The sequence below is a fragment of the Cognatundibacterium aquatile genome (assembly GCF_014699135.1).
GTDB lineage: Bacteria > Pseudomonadota > Gammaproteobacteria > Burkholderiales > Burkholderiaceae_D > Undibacterium > Undibacterium aquatile.
In genome coordinates this window covers 331,898-354,389 of the sequence record NZ_JACOFT010000004.1, presented here as the reverse complement: position 1 = coordinate 354,389, position 22,492 = coordinate 331,898, and the positions used below count along the sequence as shown (strand labels likewise).

Here is a 22,492-nt window from a genome sequence, read left to right as displayed (position 1 = left end):
CCGAAGATATGAATCAATTAGAACAACTGAAGCAATATACGACTGTCGTTGCCGATACCGGCGATTTTCAGGCAATCAAGGCCTACACACCGCGCGATGCCACCACGAATCCATCGCTGATTCTGAAGGCTGTTCAAAAAACAGAATATAAACACTTGCTGGAAAAAGCAGTCAAAGATACTGCGGGCAAGTCCATCGATGAGACGATCGATCATCTGCTGATCGCCTTCGGCCAGCAAATTCTGAACGAAATTCCTGGTCGTGTTTCAACTGAAACCGATGCCCGCCTCTCTTTTGACACCGAAGCAACCGTCGCTAAAGGCCGCCAGTTGATCGCGATGTATGAAGCCGCTGGCGTATCACGCGAACGCGTACTGATTAAAATTGCCTCGACCTGGGAAGGCATACGCGCCGCAGAAATACTCGAGAAAGATGGCATCCACTGTAATATGACCCTGCTGTTCTCACTGGCACAAGCGATTGCCTGTGCAGAAGCTGGCGCGCAACTGATTTCACCATTTGTCGGGCGTATCTACGACTGGTACAAAGCAAAAACCGGTCAGGAAATTTTTGGCGCCGATGATCCAGGCGTGTTATCCGTCAAAAAAATCTACACTTACTATCGCAAATTTGGCTACAAAACCGAAGTCATGGGTGCCAGCTTCCGCAACACCTCGCAAATTCTCGAACTGGCGGGTTGCGACTTACTGACGATCAGCCCGGATTTACTGCAAAAGCTTGCTGATACCAACTCAGTAATCACACAAAAGCTGAGCGCAGAAGTGGCAGCCTCTTCTGATCTGGAAAAAATCGGTATGAATGAAAAAATATTCCGCTTCCAACTTAACGAAGACGCGATGGCAACCGAAAAACTGGCGGAAGGCATACGTGCATTCTGCGCAGATACGGTAAAGCTGGAACAAATGATTGCAGCGCTAAAATAAGTGTCACTGAACACGCCAGCGTATTCAATCGTATTGCACGCACAACGGCTGAACAATTGCGGTAGCGCTGTTGTTCATTTTTGATCTACAGCACAGCAACAAAGCCATCGCAGGGATAGAATTTTCTATCCCTGTTTTTATATCGACATCCGTATGAAAAAAGTCATTGATCTGACAAGCTGGAACCGACGCGAACACTTCGCTTTCTTTTCCCAATGCGACGAACCATTTCACGGCATCGTCGCCAATATAGACTGTGACGCCGCCTATCAATATTGCAAGCAAACCAAAACATCTTTCTTTCTGTTTTATCTGCATCGCGTTTTACAGGCAATTAACGATACAGAAGCAATGCGCTATCGCATCGAAGACGGGCAAGTCATTGAATATGCACGGATACACGCGAATGCCACCATCAGCCGCGCAGATAACACCTTTGGCTTTTGCCCGATACAGTTTCACGAGGATTTTTCCGTATTTTCAACAGATGCGAACAGCGCGATGGACAAAGTAAAAAATGGCACAGGTCTGTGCTTTACCGATGAATGCAAACGCAACGACGCGATTCACTTTTCTGCGATGCCGTGGATTAATTTTACGGGTATCACGCATGCACGCCGTCATGATGGCATGGATAGCGTACCGAAAATATCAGCAGGAAAATGTCATCTGCAAGATGGAAAAATGCAGTTACCTGTCGCCAGCTTCGTTCATCACGGACTGGTTGATGCTTACCACATCCATCAATTTCTGAGCCGGTTGCAACAGGGCATGAGCGAACTACCAGAAGCATAATTCTGGCATGCCTCACAGCCTATATTCCATGCGGGCTGGCAAGGCACAAGCCAGTACCCGCCAGCACCAGCGTCAACACGGCACATCAGGAATGGGAATGGATGGAACGCAATGCCCTCAAGCCCCGCCAGACAAGACCAGATCAACGCCGCGATTGGCTAACTGATCAGCGCGTTCATTGCCGGGGTGACCGGTATGTCCACGTACCCAGCGCCATTCAATCTGATGCGTCAACTGTGCTGCATCAAGTTCCTGCCAGAGATCGACATTCTTGACCGGAGCCTTCGACGCCGTTTTCCAGCCTTTGGCTTTCCAGCCAGTAATCCACTCTGTAATTCCCTTCAACACATACTGACTATCGGTATGCAAAACGATATGACATGGTCGTTTCAGCGCACCCAGCGCGCGGATCACCGCCATTAACTCCATGCGGTTATTAGTGGTTTCCCGTTCGCCGCCGAATAACTCTTTTTCTTTCGTTCCTGCAACCAACAAAGCGCCCCAACCACCGACACCGGGATTTCCCTTACAAGCACCATCTGTATAAATTTCTATCTTATCCATATTTATTTTTTTGCTTTATTTGCGACCGGAATGGCGGCACCGCGTACAACACGCTTCTGCTTCAATGCAGGCCCTATCATGCGCATGCCACGCACCCGTTTAATTGCCTGCATGACGTAGACTGAGCCGAAATACGGCCACCATCGTTGTCCGGCTTTTTCCATGAATTGAAAACGATGCAACCATTTTTCAGTATGACAAGACGGTGCGTAACAGCCGAAATGCACTTGTCCGATTTCCATATTTAACAATTTCAGCCAGTCTTTCAAACGGGCCGGGCTGATGAACTCGCCTTCATGCGGCAGATAATAGTTTTTATTCAGACGCCCGACAAATTGTCTTGCGCCCCACAAACTGGTCTGATTGAAACCCGTCACGATCAACCTGCCTTCAGGAATCAACACCCGTTCTACTTCGCGCAACATCTGATGCGGCTCCGCAGCAAATTCCAGTACATGCGGCAACACTATCAGGTCTATGCTCTGCGTTTCAAAAGGCAGTTCAGAAAAATCATGCGTCACCACGACCCGGCTCGCATTTTCTTCCGTCAGATTCGTCAAATCCGGATTTGAACACCATCGATGCGGCATACGACTCGCCGCCAGTGCGTTAATCTGCGGCAAGCCGATCTGCAATGCATTAAAACCGAATATATCAACTGTGATCTTCGCCAACAAGGCTTCTTCCCAGTCGCGAATATACCGTCCCGCAGGTAACTCCAGCCAGGTATCGAGGTCTATAATGTTCTTTTCCACAGCTTCCATACGTGTCTATGACGAATTCTCTGAGTATATTGACTGTGCCCGCTTTTGACGACAATTATCTGTGGGTCATCCACGACGGCAAACATGCGGCAGTCGTAGACCCCGGAGATGCGGCCCCTATCTTAAAGACGCTTGAAACACATCAACTGACATTGTCAGCCATTTTACTGACGCATCATCATAGTGATCATATCGGCGGCGTTCCGGCGTTATTGCAGCACTTTAACGTGCCAGTATATGGCCCTGCAAATGATGGTATTCAGGCGGTCAGCCATCCCTTAGCAGAAGGCGACATCGTTGATATCCCTGAGATGCGCTGGGCGCTGCAAGTGATCGCGGTGCCGGGTCACACGCTGGGGCATATCGCCTATTTTGCGTCAGCGCAGCACTGGTTATTTTCCGGCGATACGCTCTTCGCCGGTGGTTGCGGGCGAGTGTTTGAAGGAACGCCCGTACAAATGTTGTCTTCACTTGATAAACTTGCTGCCCTGCCCGACGATACGGCGATCTATTGCGCGCATGAATACACACTGTCTAATTTGCGCTTTGCCAAAGAAGTTGAACCCGATAATCAGGCCATCGCAGAACGTTTACTCCGCGAGCAACGCAAAAGAGATGAAGGCATACCGACAGTGCCGGGACAGATAGGACTGGAAAAGCACAGCAATCCATTTTTGCGCAGCCGCGAACCTGCTGTTATTGCACGACTGCTAAGTGCAGGAAAAATATCTGCACATCAAGATGATGCTTCCACTTTTGCCGCCTTGCGCGAGTGGAAAAACAATTACCGATAATATCGAGAAGCCGCATCTGGCCCTCAGCACGGCTTCAACAACGTTACTGATTTTTTCATGTCTGAACAAGTTCAATCCTTAAAATCCCTGACCTTATTTTGCAAGGTCGTCGACAACTACGGCGACATCGGTATCTGCTGGCGTCTGGCAAGACAACTGGAGCGCGAACATCACATCAACGTCCACTTGTGGGTAGATGATCTGCGCAGCTTTCAGCGGATTTGTCCTGACGTAAAACTGAATATCGATACGCAGAACATCGCCGGAGTCACCGTGCATCACTGGCGCAACCAGAACGGTACATTTACGCCGGAAGATATCAGCGACATCGTCATTGAATTTTTTGCCTGCGACATTCCCCCGGCCTACATTCAGGCAATGGCGCAACGCCGACCTCGCGCAGTATGGCTGAATCTGGAAGGTTTAAGTGCGGAAGCATGGGTGGAAGGCTGCCATACGCTGTCATCGCCTCACGGTTCACTGCCACTCACAAAATATTTTTTCTTCCCGGGATTTAACAGCAAAACCGGCGGACTCCTGATAGAGTCAGAATTAGAGCAGCAGCGTCAGCAATTTATATCAGACCCGGCGGCAATCGCTGCGTTTCTCTCCGGCTTAGGATTAACCACAGACGAAATTAACTCGCTGAAGGTTTCACTTTTCTGCTACCCACATGCCCCGGCAGCCGCCTTGTTTGATGCATGGAAAAACAATGCAACGCCCATCACCTGCCTGGTGCCGGAAGGTGTTGCTGTGGAAGCGGTTCAGGCGTTCACAGGCCAACCCGCAACAGCTGGCAGCGTTACCACGATCGGTGCACTAACCATACGCGTACTGCCGTTTGTACCGCAACCTGACTATGACAAACTGCTGTGGGCGTGCGATCTGAATTTTGTCCGCGGAGAAGATTCGTTTGTCCGTGCGCAATGGGCAGGCAAACCATTTATCTGGCATATCTATCCGCAAGATGAAAATTTGCATCATGTAAAGCTGAACGCGTTCTTGCAATGTTACGGAGTTAATAGCAACAAGCTTGCGGCGATGATGCTCGCCTGGAATGGTGTGACGCCCCCCCCTATTCAGTGGGACACCGTGTGGCAAGGATTGACAACAGACATGCAACAAATGACTGATCTGGCATTGCAATGGCAGCAGCAACTGATTGCCAATGGCGATATGACATCAAATTTACTGAAGTTTGCTCACACAGTTCATCAGCAAAGTGTAAATAATGAATAAAAATAAGGTAAAATACGCGGTTAATTTTTAATGTGTTTTTCAAATTGAATCAAACGGGCTTGCGGGGCGTTCTGCCAGTAGGCGACAGATGATTTTTATGCAACCTACTTTTTATAATTATTCGCTATGAAACCTGCAAAAGAAATTCGTGTTGGCAACATTATTATGGTCGATAGCAAGCCTATGATCGTCTTGCGCTCTGATGTCAACGGTTCAAGCCGCACAGGCTTCACCTACAAATGGAAGATGAAAAATCTTCTGACAAACAGCCCACAGGAAAGTGTTTTCCGTGGCGATGACAAATTTGACGTTGTTGTCCTCGACAAAAAGCCAGTAACTTATTCTTACTTCGCTGATCCATTGTTTGTATTCATGGATGCTGACTACGAACAGTATGAAATCGAAGAAGAAAATCTGGGCGATGCATTGCATTACCTGAAAGACGGCATGGAATGCGAAGCTGTTTTCTATGATGGCAAAGCGATCTCTGTTGAATTGCCAACAACAATTGCACGTCAGGTCGTGTACTCTGAGCCTGCAGTTAAAGGCAATACTTCCGGTAACGTATTGAAAGAAGCGAAGATCGAAAATGCGATCGAAGCGCATCAACATACCGTGCAAGTGCCGCTGTTCGTCAGCCAGGATGACGTGATCGAGATCGATACACGCACAAACGAATACAAACGTATCGTTCGCAACTGATTTCATCAGAATCAAAAAAAGCTACTCACTGAGTAGCTTTTTTTTCGCCTGTTTTAGCCACGTTCAACTCCCTAATCCAATCAATTTAAGCATGTGAACGAGGAAGCTGAGACAAAAAATCAGAATGCCGGAACAACAGCACCTTTGTATTTTTCTTCAATGAATTTCTTCACTTCAGGAGAATTCACAGCTGCAATCAGCTTTTTAAATGCCGGGCTGCTTTTATTATCGTCACGTGCCACCAGCAAATTTGCATACGGAGAATTGGCATCTTCAATGAACAAAGAATCTTTCACCGGATTCAGCTTTGCTTCGATAGCGTAATTTGTATTGATCAATGCCAGATCGACCTGGTTCAAAACGCGTGGCAAGGTTGCCGCTTCCAGTTCTTTGAATTTCAGATTTTTCGGATTCTCAATAATATCTTTTTTGGTTGAAGAAATATTGCTTGGATCTTTTAATTTCAACAGTCCCTGTTTAGCCAGTAACAACAAAGCACGCCCCGAATTTGACGGGTCATTTGGAATCGCGACAGTCGCACCATTCGGAATATCCGCTACTTTTTTGTATTTAGAAGAATAAGCCGCGAATGGCTCAACGTGCACTTTAGCGACGGGCACTTCGATATCATTTTTATGGCTCTTTTTAAATTCATTCAGATAGGGCTGATGCAAAAAGAAATTTCCATCCAGATGTTTTTCGTTGACCTGAACGGCAGGCTGAACATAATCAGTGAATACTTTGATTTTTAAGTCCACACCTTCTTTCGCCAGAAGTGGCTTCACAAACTCAAGAATTTCCGCGTGCGGAACCGGTGTTGCTGCGATAGTCAAGGTATCGGCAGCAGATGCTGCGCCGGAAGCAAGCAAAGCTGCTGCGCTGAAAGTGCTTGCCAACAAGCTAGCTAAGTGACGTTTAAAAGAGAGAGCCATAATTTATTATCCTTAAATTTATATAAATGAAATTACTTACGGGTAAATCGCAACACCAACTTGTCTCCGAAGAATTGTAATAACTGCACCAGCACTATCAGTATCGTTACCGTCACGACCATGACGTCCGTCTGAAATCGTTGATATCCAAAACGCAGCGCCAGATCACCAAGGCCACCACCGCCTATCACACCCGACATCGCGGCATACGAGACCAAGGCGATTGTCGTTACAGTTCCCGCCGCCAACAGGCCAGGCAAGGCTTCAGGTAGCAAGGCGTGAATAATGATCTGATGCGTTTTCGCTCCCATCGCCTGACAAGCTTCAATAATGCCGCGATCCACTTCACGTAAAACGTTTTCTACCAGACGCGCAAAAAAAGGCGTCGTCCCGATGACCAGCGGCGGGATAGTGCCAGCCACACCCAGTGATGTACCCACCAGCAACAAGGTGAACGGAATCAGGACAATCAGCAAAATAATGAAAGGAACCGAGCGAAGAATATTCACCACAAAAGATAACAACGCATAAATACCGCGTTGCTCTAACAGCTGATTTTTACCGGTAAGGAATAGCAATACACCCAAAGGCAAACCCAGCAGCACGGTAAAAAATAAAGAGAAACCCGTCATCGTCAAGGTATCAAGCGTCGCCTGCGCGATATCTTCCCAGTCTATGTTTGAAAAATCCATCAGTGCGCTCCTTCAATGATTTCTGTACGCACATCGAGGTCGCGCAACAAATTCAATACCACCGCAATTTGATCCGGTGTTCCCGACAATTCCACTAACAGTTGGCCATACGGCGTGTTCTTGATGCGGGAAATTGTTCCCTGCAAAATCGTGATATCCGCTTTGGTTTGTGCCGCGATACGACTCAGTATCGGTTCATGCGTCGCCGCGCCGACATAGGTCAGACGCAGCAACTGACTGTTTTCATGACGCTGAATTCTCTGCAACAGATCGAGATCAAGCGCCTGATTTTCTGCGACCAGACTTTGCGTTACCGCATGTTGCGGATGCAGGAATACATCGGCAACATCGCCACTCTCAACAATCTCGCCAGCGTCGATCACCGCAACCTGATCGCAGATTGTGCGTATCACCTGCATCTCATGCGTGATCAGCACGACCGTTAATCCCAGTTTCTGATTGATGTCTGACAGCAAGCGCAAAATTGCCTGCGTCGTTTCAGGGTCAAGCGCTGACGTTGCCTCGTCACACAACAAAAGATGAGGGTAATTTGCCAGCGCACGGGCAATACCTACCCGTTGCTTTTGCCCACCCGACAATTGCGATGGAAATTTATGTCGCTGATCACTCAGTCCGACCAATTCCAGTAACTCATCGACGCGCTGCTGACGCGCATCTTTACTGTAAGTACCGGCTAGCTTGAGAGGGAAATCTATATTTTCAGCAATAGTTTTTGCGTTCAACAAATTAAAATGTTGAAACACCATGCCGATACGTTGCCGCAAGCTGTGCAACTGTTCTGAATTAAACCGGGTGATGTCTTCACCTTCAATCAGAACCTTGCCGCTGCTTGGCCGCTCAAGTAAATTCAACGCTCTCAGCAAAGTACTTTTACCGGCTCCTGAGCGTCCGATGATGCCGAAAATCTGCCCCTTGCGAACAGTCAGATGTATGTTGCGCAGCGCATGTACTTCACGCCCGCCAACCTGATAATGCTTTTCTAATTGTTCAATATGAATCACTGAATCTCAAACCAATAAATAACGAATAATGGATTTTATCGAAGATACCAAATTCGTTCCAATCATATAAAGTAACTTGTATATACAAAAATTCGTATAAGCGATGCAATGCGTGTTTCCAGTACTTCAGAAATTCTCATTCATGATTGTCGGGGCAAAAAAAATGCGGCCTCAGCCGCATTTTTTCTTCGATTAACGAGAATCAGGATTTCGACAAGACACCCTGACAAGTCGCTTTCTGGCCATCGTTTGCCGGTAATTTTGCACATATGCTATCCAGCTGTGCATGCACTTTCTGGAAAGTCACCTGATGCTTTTTATCTTTGTTCCACTCGCCTAATTTCTTGCCCATCTTTTCAAGATAAGCATGATTGCGCTGATAAAAAGCATTTTCTGTTTTCGACAATTCAGCAAAGACACCTGAAACTGCTTTTTCAATACGCGCATCGTCTTCTGGCGTCAGTTCGATCAGACCGACCACATAATTCGCCCCCCATTGCAAGCGGGTTGCAGGCCCTTTTGCTGCGTTATATGCCTGTTCATACCAATTCACTGCAGCCACTTTATCGCCACGCTTCTTCGCGTTCGAGCCCAAGGTTGACATGAAATAATACGGCGAATGCGAGCGTTTTAATTCTGCTTTCAGCAAGGCATCTGACGCATCCAGCAAATCCGCATTTCCTAACGCATAGGCAGCGGAACTGACCACCGATTGCCGCTCATACGCGTCGCCAGTAGCCTGCTCGATTTGCGACACACGCTTCTGCACGTCTTTTTGCAAGGCTACCGACGGTTTAACATTATCAAGCTTAGCCAGCGCGATCTGCGCAATGATGGCGCTCAGTCTGTCTGTTTTCGATATGCTGTTATCGTCAGCGAGCTTAATCAGGGCGACATTCCATGCTGCAGTGAGTTTGCCACGCTGCTCTGATTTTGCGGAAGTTAAAAATTCCGTCAGCTCCGCCGCCGAACCAGCGACAAGATCAAGGTTGTCACGCGCAACTTTCGCATCTGCAAGTGACTTGATTAAGCGCTCAGTGGCCTGCTGTTTGTCAATGGCAGGAACTGTCTGCCCGGGTCTGGCATTGGCAGCCGCAAATAAGGCTTTCAAATACAGACGCGTTGCATTTAATCCAGCTGGACTTAACTCGGACAAACGCAATAACGTCGCTGGCAAGTCTTTGTTGTTCACCAGCTTTTGCTGAGGATCATCCCATGAATAATCCGCCAACAGGCTCCAGTCATCCTGCTTCAGCGACTTATTCCCCGTTAAAGCCAGCTTTAAGGAATCCGCCACCGATGCCGAGGTATTCAATGCCAGCGTCAGCACCTGCAGATAGCGCTCAGAATCGACCTCGCCTGGCAAGCGGGTAATTTCAGTTCCATCCGGCTTGAACAATATCATCGTCGGGTAACCACGCACTTTGAATTGCGCCGCAAATTTCTGCGCCCCCGGGCTATCGCCATCCAGATACACAGGAATAAAATGCCGTGACTTATCAATGAATTCCTGACGATTGAATATCGTTGCCTTGACTTGATTGCAGGGCGGACACCAGACCGCTCCCCAGTAAAGAAATAACGGCTTATTGGCAGACTTTGCTAAGGCGAAAGCCGCATCCACATTATTATCTTTGCGCCATTCGATACCACCCGCTTGCGTAGCATGTGCAGAAGCGCTCGCAGTTTTATCCAGCGCGACGGCCAACGGTGCGGCCAACGTACCCACTAGCAGCGTTACCAGCAGGCTCGCAGAGAAAGAAGCATTTGTTTTCATAGAGTAAGTAAAAATACAAACAAGGGATTGAGTGTAGCAAAATTATGTCTGCGAATACGCCTTCGGGAGCACATCACTTAGATTGTTTTCACGCAACGATATACAGAAAAATTATTGTTTCATATTCGACAAATGCATTTTTCATCTAAGTAAAGAAGAATACTATCGTTTCCTTCTGCGCTTAATTTATGGAAGATAACGGTAACTTATCTTTGGGAGATCGCACATGAAAACAAACTCTGGTTTGCAAGCGCAACGTCGCTTAAGCATTGCCGGTATCGTTGCACTGATTGGTGCCAGTCTGCTTGCCCCCTCGCTCACTGCTCAGGCTGCCGAGCCGCTGCTGAACGCGTCTTATGATGTCACGCGTGAATTATTCAAAGAAGTCAATCCGGCTTTCGTCGCGGAATGGAAAAAGAAATCCGGAGAATCCATTACGATTAATCAGTCACATGGCGGCTCCAGCAAGCAGGCACGCTCTGTCATCGACGGTCTGGCGGCATCGGTAGTCACGATGAATCAGGCAAACGATATCGATATCCTTGCAGAGAAAGGTCTGGTTCCGCAAGACTGGGCGAAATCATTCCCAAATAACTCTGCGCCATTTTATTCGACCATGGTATTCCTGACGCGCAAAGGGAATCCAAAACGCATCGCCAGTTGGGATGATCTTGGCAAACCTGGCGTCAAAGTGATCATTCCTAATCCCAAGACTTCCGGCAACGGACGCTATTCCTACCTCGCTGCGTGGGGCTCGGTTATTAAGAGCGGTGGCAACGAAGCACAAGCGCGACAATTGGTTGATCGTCTGTTTAAAAATGTTCCGGTACTCGATGCCGGCGGACGCGGCGCGACCACTACTTTTACGCAAAGGGAAATCGGTGACGTCTTAGTTACTTTTGAAAATGAAGTGCAACTGGTCAAGCAGGAATTTGGCGATCACTACGATGTCGTTTATCCGAAAACATCGATACTCGCAGAATCACCGGTCGCCGTTGTCGATAAAGTTGTTGATAAACTCGGCACACGCAAAGTAGCAACAGCGTATCTGCAATTTTTGTACAGCGAACAAGGTCAGGAAATTGCCGCCAAACACTTCTTCCGCCCGCGCTCGGAAGCAGCATCTAAAAAATATGCAGCCAACTTCAAAGCGATCAATCTCTTCACTGTCGATGAAGTTTTCGGTGGCTGGAAACAAGCACAGAAAAAGCATTTTGACGATGGCGGTGAATTCGACAAACTATATCAAGCCAAAAAATAAATAACACTCGCCATGTAAAAAAGCCCTGTTAATACAAACAGGGCTTTTTTTTATTGATGAAATGCGGGTGAAAAGTGTCACTTCTTTTGCAGGAAAACTTTAATTTCCTTATCGGAGCGGCGGATATGCAAAGACAACCAATCCCGTAAAACAGACGAAAGCTGCGATGCCACAGTAATGCTTCCCGCTTCGTACTGGCTCTGTAATTTATTCAGTCGTTCCGTAAATTGATGATGCCCCTCTTTGTGCCGCTCCAGATTTGGAAATTTCAGTGCCGCCATCGCTTGCTCTTCACGAAGAAGATGATCTTTTGTGTAGGTGATCAGTTCACTCATGATTGCCTCAATTACTTCCTGACCGCGCCCGACACTGGTCGCTGTATGCAACTCATTGACCAGATTGACTAATTTTTTGTGATCTTCATCAATCGGCCCGTTATCGATCACCATATCGTCGGCCCACTCAAAATATGCCATGTCCGTATCCAGATTAAACGTTGAGTAACGCAGGCGAGGCGCGTGAGAAACCAATTGATGAATGTGTCGTACCTAACTTAAAAATACTGACAGCCTGCACCAGAGAGTTTGCCTGATGATCCAGAGACTGGGTTGCGGCCGCGGCCTCTTCTACTAATGCGGCATTTTGCTGCGTTACCGTATCCATTTGAGCGACCGCTTGATTCACCTGTTCAATGCCAGTCGTCTGCTCTTTACTTGCGGTCGTAATTTCTCCCATCAGATCCGCCACACGACGCACGTGTACCACGATCTCATCCATGGTGCTACCTGCCTGCTCCACCAGTCGGCAACCATCACTCACATTACCTACCGAATCAGAAATCAGCGTTTTGATTTCCTTCGCGGCATTCGCAGATCGCCCGGCAAGCGAACGAACCTCGGATGCCACAACCGCAAAGCCTCGCCCCTGCTCGCCCGCGCGGGCGGCCTCAACTGCCGCGTTGAGCGCCAGTATATTAGTCTGGAACGCAATGCCATCAATGACGCCGATAATGTCCGCAATCTTGCGCGAGGAAACATTGATTGCTTCCATCGTCTGCACAACTTCACCGACGACAGCACCACCTTTAGCAGCGACCTGAGCCGCTGATTCGGCAAGCCGGTTGGCATGCATGCCCGACTCAAAGTTATCCCTCACCGCCGATGCCAGTTGCTCCATCGAGGCCGCAGTTTGCTCAAGCGCGCTGGCTTGCTCTTCGGTACGAGAAGAAAGTTCCATATTGCCGTCTGCGATTTCATGTGTGGCGGCAGCCATCAGGTCTGTACCACCGCGCACCTGATTTACGATGTGCACAAGGCTGTCGTTCATTTCCTGCATGGACTGCAATAACTGACCGCACTCATCTTTCGTGGTGATCTGCGCTTTCGTCGTCAAATCACCCGAAGCAACGGTACGGGCAATATGCACGGCCTCACTGAGTGGTCGCGTAATTGAGCGCGAAATAAACCACGTCAGCCCGACACCAACGAATAAACCTGCGATCGTCAGCACAATCAGCAATGCAGTGGCCGAGGCAATACGATCCCGCACTTCCCCACTACTGTTAACAACAATTTTTTTCTGTAAATTTGTCAGGGCAACGATAGGTTCTTGCAGCGCATCCAACGCCGGTAATGTCTCGCTGTTCATCGTCTGAATTGCGCCGGTTTTGTCTCCGGCATCAATCTGTTTCAGCACTTTTGAAAACGAAGCGACATACGCTGTCCGTCGTTCGGTCAATGTCGCCAGCAAGGCCTGACCTTCAGGTAAATAAATCAGCTGTTTCAGAGTGTCTAAGGCCGCACTGATGACTTGCTTATTCGCCTCAATCGATTGCTTGACTCTGCCCGCCTGAGTGGCGTCATCCGCAATCAGAAGCTCCATCGTATTCCGCGCATTGGCGCGGGTAGTGGCGTTAATGACATTCGCTGCCTCGGCTTTTACCCAATCCTTTTCAATGATTCTGCTGTTCACGGCATTCACTTCCGCAAAACGTTGCAGCCCTGTGCCACCCATGCCCAGTGTCATTAAAATCAAAATACCAAAACCGATCGACAAACGAACGCCTATCTTTAAATTTGCAAATGCGTGCATCGCTCATCTCCTTTTTTCCAGATAGCTTCACGGCAAAACTCTCAATACTACACAGGCGATTTTAATGGGGCGAGATTGCGCATGATATACATCAATAGAACTACTCCAGACAATTCATCGAACTACGCAGAGATTGTTTTATCAAGATGGAGATTTTCACCCACAGTAAACATGGCTATGCGCAGGTGAGCAAGCGGCAACATCATGCAGCTTAAATCAGATGAAGAGGATCTCGCTGTATTGCTTACCAATATGCGAACTGGGGCGCGCTGCCTTACCGATAATTTTTCATTGAGTGATAAGGCAGAACACAAGAATAATGCAGATTATGAATGTATCCGGACTTCAACGAGCAAAACCGACATCACAATAAAAAAAGCCAGCTTAATCAATTAAGCTGGCTTTTACCTGGCGTCCCCAAGGGGATTCGAACCCCTGTACTCACCGTGAAAGGGTGATGTCCTAGGCCTCTAGACGATGGGGACATATTCTGTCCTTGTTACTGACCTGCACTTACCCGACAAGAGGAAGTGGATGCAAAGCTGGCGTCCCCAAGGGGATTCGAACCCCTGTACTCACCGTGAAAGGGTGATGTCCTAGGCCTCTAGACGATGGGGACATATTCTGTCCTTGTTACTGACCTGGTACTGCTTTACTTGCTGCCCACAATAAATATACTAAATTCATTGGCGTCCCCAAGGGGATTCGAACCCCTGTACTCACCGTGAAAGGGTGATGTCCTAGGCCTCTAGACGATGGGGACAGCAAGTATTTTCTGTTTTGCATACTGCCTAATGACAGTGCGCTTTTTTGGTGGAGGTAAGCGGGATCGAACCGCTGACCTCTTGCATGCCATGCAAGCGCTCTCCCAGCTGAGCTATACCCCCGACACAGAATAGAAGCGAGATTATAGGGGATGAACGCTTTATTGTAAAGCCCTCACCCACTCTCGCTATCGATTAATCAGCTGCGATTACCGCCAGACGCTGCAAAACAACTTCGCGACCAAACAATTCGACAACCGCATCAATGGATGGCGTCTGCAACTGCCCGGTTAACAGCAGACGTAATGGCATCGCGAGTTGCGGCATCTTCAGCGCATGATCTGCCAGCACCTGCTTCAGCGCAGCAGACAAAGCGGCTTTATTCCATTCGACTGTTTTGCAAGCTTCTGCGTATTGGCGCAATGCTGGCATCACTGTCGGAGTCACATGCTGCGTCAGCAAAGCAGCATCCGCCGCTGGCTGACGATAAAACAGCATGGCCGCCTGCCCCAGTTCTACCGTCGTATTCGCGCGCTCTTTCAGCAAGGCGATCACTGCAGGCAAGGCTGGCGCGTTGGTGAATACAGCGCCATCTTTTTCCATCTGCGCACGGATCAAATCGGCAAGACGCTGATTATCAGCAGCTTTGATGTAGTGGTTATTAATCCAGGCCAGTTTTTCAGGATTAAATTGCGCCGCAGAACCGGATAAATGGGTCAGATCAAACCAGCTGCACATTTGCTCCATAGAGAACAATTCATCGTCGCCGTGACTCCAGCCAAGACGCGCCAGATAGTTCAGCATCGCCTCGGGCAGATAACCTTTGTCGAAATAATCCATCACGCTGACCGCATCGCGGCGTTTGGACAGCTTTTGACCATCCGTGCCCAAGATCATAGGCACATGCCCGTATTGCGGCAGCGTCGCGCCAAGCGCATTCAGAATATTGATCTGACGCGGCGTGTTATTCACGTGGTCATCACCACGAATGACGTGGGTAATCTGCATATCCCAGTCATCCACCGCGACGCAGAAATTGTAAGTTGGCGTGCCGTCAGGACGTGCGATGACCAGATCATCGAGTTCTTTATTGCTGATCGTGATCGTCCCTTTGACGACATCATTCCAGCTAACGTCACCATCCAGAGGATTCTTAAAACGGATCACTGGCTTACGGTCTGCCGGTATCGCTGGCAGCGTTTTGCCAGCTTCCGGGCGCCATGTACCGTCGTAACGCGGCTTATCGCCTGCAGCACGTTGACGCTCGCGCATGGCCTCAACTTCTTCCGGTGAGGAATAGCAATAATAGGCACTGCCATTGGTCAGCATTTCCGCCAGTACGGAACGATAACGTTCCATACGCTGCATCTGATAAAACGGGCCTTCATCATGCTGCAAACCCAGCCAGTTCATACCATCCAGAATCGCCTGCACCGCTTCCGGGGTGGAGCGTTCAAGATCGGTATCCTCAATACGTAAAACAAATGTGCCGCCTTGATGGCGCGCAAACGCCCAGCTGAACAAAGCGGTACGGGCACCGCCAACATGAAGATAGCCAGTCGGGCTGGGAGCAAAACGGGTACGGACAACAGTCATGAGATGAATTGCACCGCGTGCTGCGTCAGCCTGTAGCAGAAGCAACACCAGTATGCGGGTAAAGTTAAAACCAGCATTTTACCGTTTTCAGCGCGACGAGGATACCGACTACGCCTACACTGTAAAAAGCTGAATAGAAAGTGAGAGTCAGACAGAAACAGAAGCTGGCGTTGATTCAGCAAACAATTCTGGTTCGAACTCAAGACGCTGCGGATGCGTCAGTAGCAGAAAATGTCGCCCAGAGCAGCGGGAAAACAAGCTCATACCGATCTGCGATGCGACCTGATGCCCCATCTCGGTAGTACCAGAGCGCGACAATAAAATGGGAATACCCATCTGCGCCCCTTTAATCACCATTTCAGATGTCAGGCGGCCAGTACTGTAAAAAATTTTGTCGCCACCATCAACGCGATCCAGCCACATTTTTCCGGCGATCGCATCAACGGCGTTATGACGACCGACATCTTCAACAAAATATAAAAGTTCGCCCTGATTCGAGAATAAAGCGCAACCGTGAACCGAGCCGGCTTTTTTATACACCGACTGCTGAGTGCGGATGGTGTCGATGATTTTATACAGAGAAGACTGGCGGATGCGCGCGCTGTCTGGCAACACAATCTGATCGACTTCATCCATCAGCCCGCCAAACACCGTGCCCTGACCACAACCCGTCGTCACAACACGTTTTGAGGTGCGCTCTTCAATGTCAGTCACACCGGTATGCGTGACGACCGCGGCCGCAGACACTTCCCAATCCACCTGTACCGAAGCGATATCGGTGATCTGGCGCAGCAGACGTTGATTGCGCAGGTAGCCGAGCACCAATGCTTCCGGGTTGCCACCCATGGTCATCAGCGTCACCAATTCACGCTTATCAAGATAAACGGTTAATGGGCGCTCAGCAGGAATGGAGATCAGATTAACGCGACCACGCTCGTCGGTGACCTGCACTTCTTTCGTCAGCGCGACGGTGGATCTGGACAGCTCTGGCATATACGGAGAGTCAGGCATTATTTTTTCCGGCCAGGAGGGCATAAATCGGTGAAAATATACTCCCCCGGAGTATATCTGGCAGCCCAATATCTACAAGGAGATCAAGGGTGAAATGCCATTTTAAGGGGGGAGTATGTGTATTTTACGAGGGCAGAACTTACTTTTTCGGTACGACAGGTGCGTTGCTTGCAGGCGTTGTCGCAGCAACAGAGGACGTCGCCGAAGCACTAGCCGGAGCCGCAGCGACTTCCGGCACATACGGACCAGGGTCGGTGCATGCCGGTGTTGCCACCACCGCTTTGGCATCTTTTCCCTTCAGATAAGCCGCCGCCACTTTGTCTTGCGACTTGCATAGCTGATAGGCTGCCACTTTATCCGACCAGGCTGTCTTTGCCTTGGCTTCAGCCGCTTTTGCTTTTGCTTCTGGTGTCGGTTCCGGCAATTTAGCGAAGCTGGCCGTTGCAAACAAGCCCGACAGCAACGCTACGCACACCGATGTCACCGACCATAAATTTTTAGATTTCATTTTTTTCTCCAACTCAACTAGGCGTTGACCACGGCTACCTTGGACTCCGCTGTCGCCGTTGCACTGCGCACACGCGGGATTTTCCCTTGCTCGATATCGGCATACCAGAGATCGTGATGCTCTTTCGCCCAGACGTCATCAACATAGCCGGTACGCATGGATTCATAAGCACCTTCCATCCCCAGCGTACCGAGATAAATATGGCCGATCACCATACCAGCAGCCAGCATTGCGGCAGCGATATGCACAATACTGGCAATCTGCATGTAAGCGCGGCTGTATTCAAACCCCGGCACCAGTTTATCGAGCACAAAGCCGGATGCACTGACAATCAAGCCCAGGCCGACCACGCCACCCCAGAAAATGATTTTTTCACCGGCATTGAAACGATGCGAACTCACATGCGCACCATTAAACAATCCACCGAATTTCGCCATCCATTTAATATCCGATGCCGACGGTAAATTATCGCGGGCAAATTTGATAAAGAACAGAATGATAGACACCGTGAATATCGGGCCGACAAAGTTATGAATGTTCTTGCATAAAAATGCCAGCCAACCAAACAGCGTCAGGCCGAAGAATGGCAACAGTATGTGCTTACCGAACAGCATCACAATACCGGAGCTTGCCAGAGCGACGAAGCTCAACGCCATACTCCAGTGCAGCGTACGTTCAGTCGGCGTGAAACGCTCAATCAGACGGCCGGTGCGCGGACCATCGAGACGAATCTGACCGCGAGTCAGATACATCGCCGCCACTGCGGCTAACGCCGCCAGCAAAATGCCGCCACCGATCATCGTCAGCGGGCCATTCCTATATTGGCGCCATGCCTCACCTGCTGTCGTCGCCCGTGCCTGACCGGGAAATTGCGTTTTCCCCTGTATCAGCACACCCGCTTCCAGCGCTGGCAAGCTCGAATAATGCTTGGTGCCATCCGCCACCAGACGATATGTCGGCGCCAGATTGCCGGGTTGTGTTTGCGTGCGCTCGGCCTGATTTTGTTTCAGGATATCGACCGACTCAACGCCTGGCAATTTTTCTGCCGGCGCCGTAGTTGCCGCCGCATTTGCCGGTGCTGCAGCCTGCCCGGCAGTCTGGGCAGATGCTACTGCTGCTGTCAGTGCCAAGGTCAGCGAAAGAATCAAAGATCTCATGTCAACTCCTTGGTTTAATTGGTTTTGACATACTCGTTCTGGTATTGATTACGGGCGCGGATCTGATTTTCCCATGCCGTTTTATCGCCGGGAGTCCACTCTTTCACAACGAACTCGTTGTGCGCACCCTTCCATGCTTTTTCATCGACCAGACCACGTTTGGTCGTGCTTGCCTGATCACGTTCGCCACAGGCGGACAAACTCATCAGCGCAAGCAAACCTGAAATAATCAACATTGTCTTTTTCATGATTTATTTCTCCGTGGCTGGCTGTAACTCAGGCTTCGCCTCTGGATTGTTTCCCTTGCCGTAGGCCGTGCCCCAACCCCAGACTTCACTGCCCTTACCACGCTTGACCACGCGGTTACGGAAAATATCGGCAATCACATCACCATCGCCACCGAGCAGCGCTTTGGTCGAGCACATCTCAGCGCACAAAGGCAACTTACCTTCGGCAAGGCGATTGCGTCCATATTTTTCAAACTCTTTTTCAGAGCCATCTTCTTCTGGCCCACCGGAACAGAAAGTACATTTGTCCATTTTGCCGCGCAAACCAAAAGTTCCGTTCGAAGGGAACTGCGGCGCACCAAATGGGCAGGCATAAGAACAGTAACCGCAACCGATGCAGATATCCTTATTGTGCAAAACCACGCCTTCGTCGGTACGGTAAAAACAATCGACCGGACAGACCGCCATACAAGGCGCATCAGAGCAATGCATACACGCGACGGAAATCGATTTTTCCTGACCGATGACGCCATCATTGACGGTCACCACGCGGCGGCGGTTGACGCCCCACGGCACTTCATGTTCGTTCTTACATGCTGTTACGCAGCTGTTGCATTCGATACAGCGCTCTGCATCACAGATAAATTTCATTCTTGCCATTTTCTTCTCCTGTGAAATTACGCTGAGAACCGTTCGATATTACAAATCGTGGTCTTGGTTTCCTGCATCATCGTGACCGAATCGTAGCCGTAAGTGGTTGCTGTATTCACTGCCTCACCGCGCACGATAGGCATCGCACCTTCCGGATAAAATTCTTTCATATCCTTGCCCTGCCACCAGCCTGAGAAGTGGAAAGGAATAAACGCGGTATCTTCCGCTACACGTGGTGTCACCAATGCTCTGACTTTGATGCGCGCACCCGTCGGCGTAGAAACAATCACATATTCACCATTACGGATACCGCGGTCTGCCGCTGCTTTCGGATTGAGTTCAACAAAATTTTCTTGTTGCAATTCCGCGAGCCACGGGTTGGAACGGGTTTCCTCGCCACCACCTTCGTACTCCACCAGACGTCCGGAAGTAAGGATGATAGGGAATTTTTCGTACAGTTTTGCTTCGATGTTTTTCTGCTGTACAGACTTATACAGCGTAGGCATACGCCAGAACGCTTTTTTATCATCATGGGTCGGATATTTCGCGACCAGATCAGGACGTGTGCCAAACAAAGGTTCACGATGTTGAGGAACAGGATCAGGGAAATTCCAGACGATCGCACGTGCTTTCGCGTTACCGAATGGATGGCAACCATGCACTTTCATGACCACGCGCTGAATACCGCCTGACAAGTCAGTTTTCCAGTTTTTACCTTCTGCCGCTTTCTTTTCTGCCTCGGTCAGATCATCCCACCAGCCCAGCTTTTTCAGCAGGATGTGATCAAATTCCGGATAGCCAGTGGTGATCTCTGCACCGAGAGAATGAGAGCCATCTTCCGCCAGCAAACTGACACCCTCACGTTCGACACCGAAGTTCGCACGGAAGTTGCCACCACCATCCATGACATGCTTGGAGGTGTCATACAAATTAGGAGAACCCGGATGCTTGAGTTCTGGCGTGCCATAACAAGGCCATGGCAGACCAAAGTAATCACCCGTCATATCGTAACCACTGACAGGATCTTTGCCGCCTTTGCATTTGAGCGTTTTCACATCAAACAGATGCATGTTGCGCATATGCGCTTTTAAACGCTCAGGAGATTGACCGGTATAACCTATCGTCCAGGTACCGCGATTAATCTCTTGCAGCATGGATTCTGGTTCTGGTTCCATCATGCCGCCTTTACCCGGCACCATTTTCAGCTTCGCCACCAACTCTTTGGCAAACCCGAGTTTTTCTGCCAGTTGATACATGATCATGTGGTCAGTGCGGGATTCAAACAAGGGCTCAATGACTTTTTCACGCCATTGAATTGAACGGTTCGACGCCGTGACTGAGCCCGATGTTTCAAACTGCGTTGCTGCTGGCAACAGATACACCTGACGCTTAGGATTGAGTTGCTGATCTTCCGTTTTCATCGCTGCCATCGCAGCCGTCGCCGATGGATAAGGATCAATCACGACCAGCATATCGAGCTTATCGAATGCCTTTTTCATTTCCAGACCGCGCGTCTGCGAGTTCGGCGCATGCCCCCAGAACACCATCGCCTTGACGTTGTTTTCCTGATCGATCAGTTCATTCTTTTCCAGCACAGCATCAATCCAACGCGATACTGTTGTGCCTGATTTTTCCATCATGGTCTGGGAAGCGAATTGCTTCTTGACCCATTCGTAATCGACGCCCCAGACATTACACCAGTGCTTCCAGGCGCCCGTTGCCAGACCAAAATAGCCCGGTAATGAATCAGGGTTCGGCCCTACGTCAGTTGCGCCCTGCACGTTATCGTGACCACGGAAAATGTTCGTACCACCACCGGATTTACCGATATTACCGAGCACCAGCTGCAGCAAACACGAAGCACGCACGATCGCATTACCTATCGTGTGCTGGGTCTGCCCCATGCACCAGACCACTGTCGATGGGCGATTCAAGGCCATTGTTTCAGCCGCTTTATAAACCTGATCTTCAGGTACGCCGCAAGCCTCTTCTACTTTTTCCGGCGTCCACTTCAGCGCTTCTTCTTTAATTTTTTCCATGCCGTAAACACGGTCATGGATGTATTGCTTATCTTCCCAGCCATTTTTGAAGATGTGATACATCATGCCGTACAAAAACGGAATGTCTGAGCCAGAACGGATGCGGATATATTGATTCGACTTTGCCGCAGTACGTGTGTAACGCGGATCGACCACAATCACCTTGCAGCCGTTTTCTTTGGCGTGCAACAAATGCAGCATCGACACCGGATGCGCTTCCGCCGCGTTCGAGCCGATATACAGCGCTGCTTTCGCATTCTGCATATCGTTGTAGCTATTGGTCATCGCACCGTAGCCCCAGGTATTCGAAACACCGGCAACAGTGGTGGAGTGACAGATACGCGCCTGATGATCGGTATTATTTGTGCCGTAAAAAGACACAAACTTACGCAACAACATCGCCTGCTCATTATTGTGTTTCGATGAACCGACGAAGAACGTCGAATCAGGGCCAGACGTCTTTTTGATATCAAGCAGCTTGTCGGCAATCTCAGTCAAGGCCTGATCCCAGCTGATACGCTGATACTTGCCGTTGACCAGTTTCATCGGGTATTTCAGACGGTATTCACCATGACCATGCTCACGCAAGGCCGCACCTTTCGCGCAATGCGCACCAAGGTTGATTGGTGAATCAAAGACCGGGTTTTGTCTGACCCAGACGCCATTCTCAACGACGGCATCGACTGCACAACCAACAGAACAGTGCGTGCAAACAGTACGGCGTACTTCAATTTTTCCGCCAGTTGCAGCACCGGACACGGAAGCTTTTGCTTTTTTAATCAGCCCTAATTGCGACGCCGCGATACCAGCGCCAACACCAATACCAGAGCGCTTCAAAAAGCCACGTCTGTCCATGGTCGGCAGTGCACGTGCAAGCGATTCCGCAAGTCCGGATGAAAAACGTGTTTGTGCGCGCGACGCAGCGTCACCTTTACGAGTTAACAACATATCTTCACCTCAGA

Annotated in this window: 21 protein-coding genes and 4 tRNA genes; 6 read left to right on the top strand and 19 right to left on the bottom strand. The window is 49.4% G+C overall.

Annotated elements, in window-relative coordinates; all coding sequences use genetic code 11:
* The first annotated feature begins 8 nt into the window (after window positions 1-8).
* On the top strand, window positions 9-944 hold the full coding sequence (tal, locus tag H8K26_RS13240; RefSeq protein WP_190480116.1) for a transaldolase: 936 nt from the start codon (window positions 9-11) through the stop codon (window positions 942-944).
* A gap of 153 nt (window positions 945-1,097) precedes the next feature.
* Window positions 1,098-1,739 (top strand): chloramphenicol acetyltransferase, encoded by a 642-nt coding sequence (locus H8K26_RS13235; RefSeq protein WP_190480114.1) that lies wholly within the window; start codon window positions 1,098-1,100, stop codon window positions 1,737-1,739.
* Between the two features lie 117 nt (window positions 1,740-1,856).
* On the opposite strand, the gene rnhA is transcribed toward H8K26_RS13235, so the two are convergent.
* Both rnhA and H8K26_RS13225 read right to left on the bottom strand, forming a co-directional pair.
* On the bottom strand, window positions 1,857-2,303 hold the full coding sequence (rnhA, locus tag H8K26_RS13230) for a ribonuclease HI (protein WP_186885265.1): 447 nt from the start codon (window positions 2,301-2,303) through the stop codon (window positions 1,857-1,859).
* 2 nt (window positions 2,304-2,305) lie between these two features.
* Entirely contained in the window at window positions 2,306-3,067 is a 762-nt protein-coding gene (locus H8K26_RS13225; protein WP_190480112.1) for a class I SAM-dependent methyltransferase, read from the bottom strand.
* Between the two features lie 8 nt (window positions 3,068-3,075).
* Between H8K26_RS13225 and gloB the strand changes: the two genes are divergently transcribed.
* The 3 genes from gloB (at window position 3,076) to H8K26_RS13210 (ending at window position 5,802) form a co-directional block, all read left to right on the top strand.
* The gene (gene gloB / locus H8K26_RS13220; RefSeq protein WP_190480109.1) at window positions 3,076-3,861 is read left to right on the top strand and encodes a hydroxyacylglutathione hydrolase; all 786 of its coding nucleotides are present in this window, start codon (window positions 3,076-3,078) and stop codon (window positions 3,859-3,861) included.
* Window positions 3,862-3,918: 57 nt separating this feature from the next.
* Window positions 3,919-5,100 carry an elongation factor P maturation arginine rhamnosyltransferase EarP gene (gene earP / locus H8K26_RS13215; protein WP_190480107.1) on the top strand — a complete coding sequence of 394 codons (1,182 nt, stop codon included), beginning with the start codon at window positions 3,919-3,921 and terminating at the stop codon, window positions 5,098-5,100.
* 126 nt (window positions 5,101-5,226) lie between these two features.
* Window positions 5,227-5,802 (top strand): elongation factor P, encoded by a 576-nt coding sequence (locus H8K26_RS13210; protein WP_186885261.1) that lies wholly within the window; start codon window positions 5,227-5,229, stop codon window positions 5,800-5,802.
* 119 nt (window positions 5,803-5,921) lie between these two features.
* Here H8K26_RS13210 and H8K26_RS13205 read toward each other — a convergent pair whose 3' ends face one another.
* From H8K26_RS13205 to H8K26_RS13190, 4 genes are all read right to left on the bottom strand, one after another.
* Complete coding sequence (locus tag H8K26_RS13205) at window positions 5,922-6,734, bottom strand: MetQ/NlpA family ABC transporter substrate-binding protein (protein ID WP_186885260.1); 813 nt, start codon at window positions 6,732-6,734, stop codon at window positions 5,922-5,924.
* Between the two features lie 32 nt (window positions 6,735-6,766).
* The gene (locus tag H8K26_RS13200; protein ID WP_186885259.1) at window positions 6,767-7,426 is read right to left on the bottom strand and encodes a methionine ABC transporter permease; all 660 of its coding nucleotides are present in this window, start codon (window positions 7,424-7,426) and stop codon (window positions 6,767-6,769) included.
* Window positions 7,426-8,448: a methionine ABC transporter ATP-binding protein gene (locus H8K26_RS13195; protein ID WP_190480105.1), complete on the bottom strand. Its 1,023-nt coding sequence runs from the start codon at window positions 8,446-8,448 to the stop codon at window positions 7,426-7,428. The genes H8K26_RS13200 and H8K26_RS13195 overlap by 1 nt, the downstream gene beginning before the upstream one ends.
* Window positions 8,449-8,650: 202 nt before the next feature.
* Complete coding sequence (locus tag H8K26_RS13190) at window positions 8,651-10,225, bottom strand: thioredoxin family protein (RefSeq protein WP_190480103.1); 1,575 nt, start codon at window positions 10,223-10,225, stop codon at window positions 8,651-8,653.
* Between the two features lie 226 nt (window positions 10,226-10,451).
* Here H8K26_RS13190 and H8K26_RS13185 point away from each other — a divergent pair, with 226 nt between their 5' ends.
* Window positions 10,452-11,486 carry a sulfate ABC transporter substrate-binding protein gene (locus tag H8K26_RS13185; RefSeq protein WP_190480101.1) on the top strand — a complete coding sequence of 345 codons (1,035 nt, stop codon included), beginning with the start codon at window positions 10,452-10,454 and terminating at the stop codon, window positions 11,484-11,486.
* Window positions 11,487-11,563: 77 nt separating this feature from the next.
* On the opposite strand, the gene H8K26_RS13180 is transcribed toward H8K26_RS13185, so the two are convergent.
* From H8K26_RS13180 to H8K26_RS13120, 13 genes are all read right to left on the bottom strand, one after another.
* A complete protein-coding gene (locus H8K26_RS13180) occupies window positions 11,564-11,962 on the bottom strand; it encodes a bacteriohemerythrin (protein WP_190480098.1) in 399 nt (132 codons plus the stop codon).
* Between the two features lie 13 nt (window positions 11,963-11,975).
* Entirely contained in the window at window positions 11,976-13,577 is a 1,602-nt protein-coding gene (locus tag H8K26_RS17970; RefSeq protein WP_190480096.1) for a methyl-accepting chemotaxis protein, read from the bottom strand.
* A gap of 409 nt (window positions 13,578-13,986) precedes the next feature.
* Window positions 13,987-14,062: transfer RNA gene (locus H8K26_RS13170), tRNA-Glu, on the bottom strand.
* A 58-nt stretch (window positions 14,063-14,120) separates the two neighbouring features.
* Window positions 14,121-14,196: transfer RNA gene (locus H8K26_RS13165), tRNA-Glu, on the bottom strand.
* Between the two features lie 68 nt (window positions 14,197-14,264).
* Window positions 14,265-14,340: transfer RNA gene (locus H8K26_RS13160), tRNA-Glu, on the bottom strand.
* A 48-nt stretch (window positions 14,341-14,388) separates the two neighbouring features.
* Window positions 14,389-14,464, bottom strand: a tRNA-Ala gene (locus H8K26_RS13155).
* 72 nt (window positions 14,465-14,536) lie between these two features.
* Window positions 14,537-15,937 (bottom strand): glutamate--tRNA ligase, encoded by a 1,401-nt coding sequence (gltX, locus tag H8K26_RS13150; protein WP_190480095.1) that lies wholly within the window; start codon window positions 15,935-15,937, stop codon window positions 14,537-14,539.
* A 147-nt stretch (window positions 15,938-16,084) separates the two neighbouring features.
* Window positions 16,085-16,948: a formate dehydrogenase accessory sulfurtransferase FdhD gene (locus H8K26_RS13145; protein WP_223827015.1), complete on the bottom strand. Its 864-nt coding sequence runs from the start codon at window positions 16,946-16,948 to the stop codon at window positions 16,085-16,087.
* Between the two features lie 139 nt (window positions 16,949-17,087).
* Window positions 17,088-17,456 (bottom strand): hypothetical protein, encoded by a 369-nt coding sequence (locus H8K26_RS13140; RefSeq protein WP_190480093.1) that lies wholly within the window; start codon window positions 17,454-17,456, stop codon window positions 17,088-17,090.
* A 17-nt stretch (window positions 17,457-17,473) separates the two neighbouring features.
* Window positions 17,474-18,613 carry a formate dehydrogenase subunit gamma gene (locus H8K26_RS13135; RefSeq protein WP_190480091.1) on the bottom strand — a complete coding sequence of 380 codons (1,140 nt, stop codon included), beginning with the start codon at window positions 18,611-18,613 and terminating at the stop codon, window positions 17,474-17,476.
* A 14-nt stretch (window positions 18,614-18,627) separates the two neighbouring features.
* The gene (locus H8K26_RS13130) at window positions 18,628-18,861 is read right to left on the bottom strand and encodes a hypothetical protein (protein WP_190480089.1); all 234 of its coding nucleotides are present in this window, start codon (window positions 18,859-18,861) and stop codon (window positions 18,628-18,630) included.
* A 3-nt stretch (window positions 18,862-18,864) separates the two neighbouring features.
* A complete protein-coding gene (gene fdh3B / locus H8K26_RS13125) occupies window positions 18,865-19,500 on the bottom strand; it encodes a formate dehydrogenase FDH3 subunit beta (protein WP_190480087.1) in 636 nt (211 codons plus the stop codon).
* Between the two features lie 17 nt (window positions 19,501-19,517).
* Window positions 19,518-22,478, bottom strand: a complete 2,961-nt coding sequence (locus H8K26_RS13120; protein WP_190480085.1) for a formate dehydrogenase subunit alpha — start codon at window positions 22,476-22,478, stop codon at window positions 19,518-19,520.
* Window positions 22,479-22,492 lie beyond the last annotated feature (14 nt).

What these genes read in the sequence shown, in the direction of transcription:
- H8K26_RS17970 (WP_190480096.1), bottom strand. Translation starts at nt 13,577, where the DNA reads ATGCACGCATTTGCAAATTTAAAGATAGGCGTTCGTTTGTCGATCGGT.
- H8K26_RS13145 (WP_223827015.1), bottom strand. Translation starts at nt 16,948, where the DNA reads ATGCCTGACTCTCCGTATATGCCAGAGCTGTCCAGATCCACCGTCGCG.
- H8K26_RS13180 (WP_190480098.1), bottom strand. Translation starts at nt 11,962, where the DNA reads ATGGCATATTTTGAGTGGGCCGACGATATGGTGATCGATAACGGGCCG.
- gloB (WP_190480109.1), top strand. Translation starts at nt 3,076, where the DNA reads ATGACGAATTCTCTGAGTATATTGACTGTGCCCGCTTTTGACGACAAT.
- H8K26_RS13200 (WP_186885259.1), bottom strand. Translation starts at nt 7,426, where the DNA reads ATGGATTTTTCAAACATAGACTGGGAAGATATCGCGCAGGCGACGCTT.
- tal (WP_190480116.1), top strand. Translation starts at nt 9, where the DNA reads ATGAATCAATTAGAACAACTGAAGCAATATACGACTGTCGTTGCCGAT.
- H8K26_RS13130 (WP_190480089.1), bottom strand. Translation starts at nt 18,861, where the DNA reads ATGAAAAAGACAATGTTGATTATTTCAGGTTTGCTTGCGCTGATGAGT.
- gltX (WP_190480095.1), bottom strand. Translation starts at nt 15,937, where the DNA reads ATGACTGTTGTCCGTACCCGTTTTGCTCCCAGCCCGACTGGCTATCTT.
- fdh3B (WP_190480087.1), bottom strand. Translation starts at nt 19,500, where the DNA reads ATGGCAAGAATGAAATTTATCTGTGATGCAGAGCGCTGTATCGAATGC.
- H8K26_RS13225 (WP_190480112.1), bottom strand. Translation starts at nt 3,067, where the DNA reads ATGGAAGCTGTGGAAAAGAACATTATAGACCTCGATACCTGGCTGGAG.
- earP (WP_190480107.1), top strand. Translation starts at nt 3,919, where the DNA reads ATGTCTGAACAAGTTCAATCCTTAAAATCCCTGACCTTATTTTGCAAG.
- rnhA (WP_186885265.1), bottom strand. Translation starts at nt 2,303, where the DNA reads ATGGATAAGATAGAAATTTATACAGATGGTGCTTGTAAGGGAAATCCC.
- H8K26_RS13140 (WP_190480093.1), bottom strand. Translation starts at nt 17,456, where the DNA reads ATGAAATCTAAAAATTTATGGTCGGTGACATCGGTGTGCGTAGCGTTG.
- H8K26_RS13205 (WP_186885260.1), bottom strand. Translation starts at nt 6,734, where the DNA reads ATGGCTCTCTCTTTTAAACGTCACTTAGCTAGCTTGTTGGCAAGCACT.
- H8K26_RS13210 (WP_186885261.1), top strand. Translation starts at nt 5,227, where the DNA reads ATGAAACCTGCAAAAGAAATTCGTGTTGGCAACATTATTATGGTCGAT.
- H8K26_RS13235 (WP_190480114.1), top strand. Translation starts at nt 1,098, where the DNA reads ATGAAAAAAGTCATTGATCTGACAAGCTGGAACCGACGCGAACACTTC.
- H8K26_RS13185 (WP_190480101.1), top strand. Translation starts at nt 10,452, where the DNA reads ATGAAAACAAACTCTGGTTTGCAAGCGCAACGTCGCTTAAGCATTGCC.
- H8K26_RS13135 (WP_190480091.1), bottom strand. Translation starts at nt 18,613, where the DNA reads ATGAGATCTTTGATTCTTTCGCTGACCTTGGCACTGACAGCAGCAGTA.
- H8K26_RS13190 (WP_190480103.1), bottom strand. Translation starts at nt 10,225, where the DNA reads ATGAAAACAAATGCTTCTTTCTCTGCGAGCCTGCTGGTAACGCTGCTA.
- H8K26_RS13120 (WP_190480085.1), bottom strand. Translation starts at nt 22,478, where the DNA reads ATGTTGTTAACTCGTAAAGGTGACGCTGCGTCGCGCGCACAAACACGT.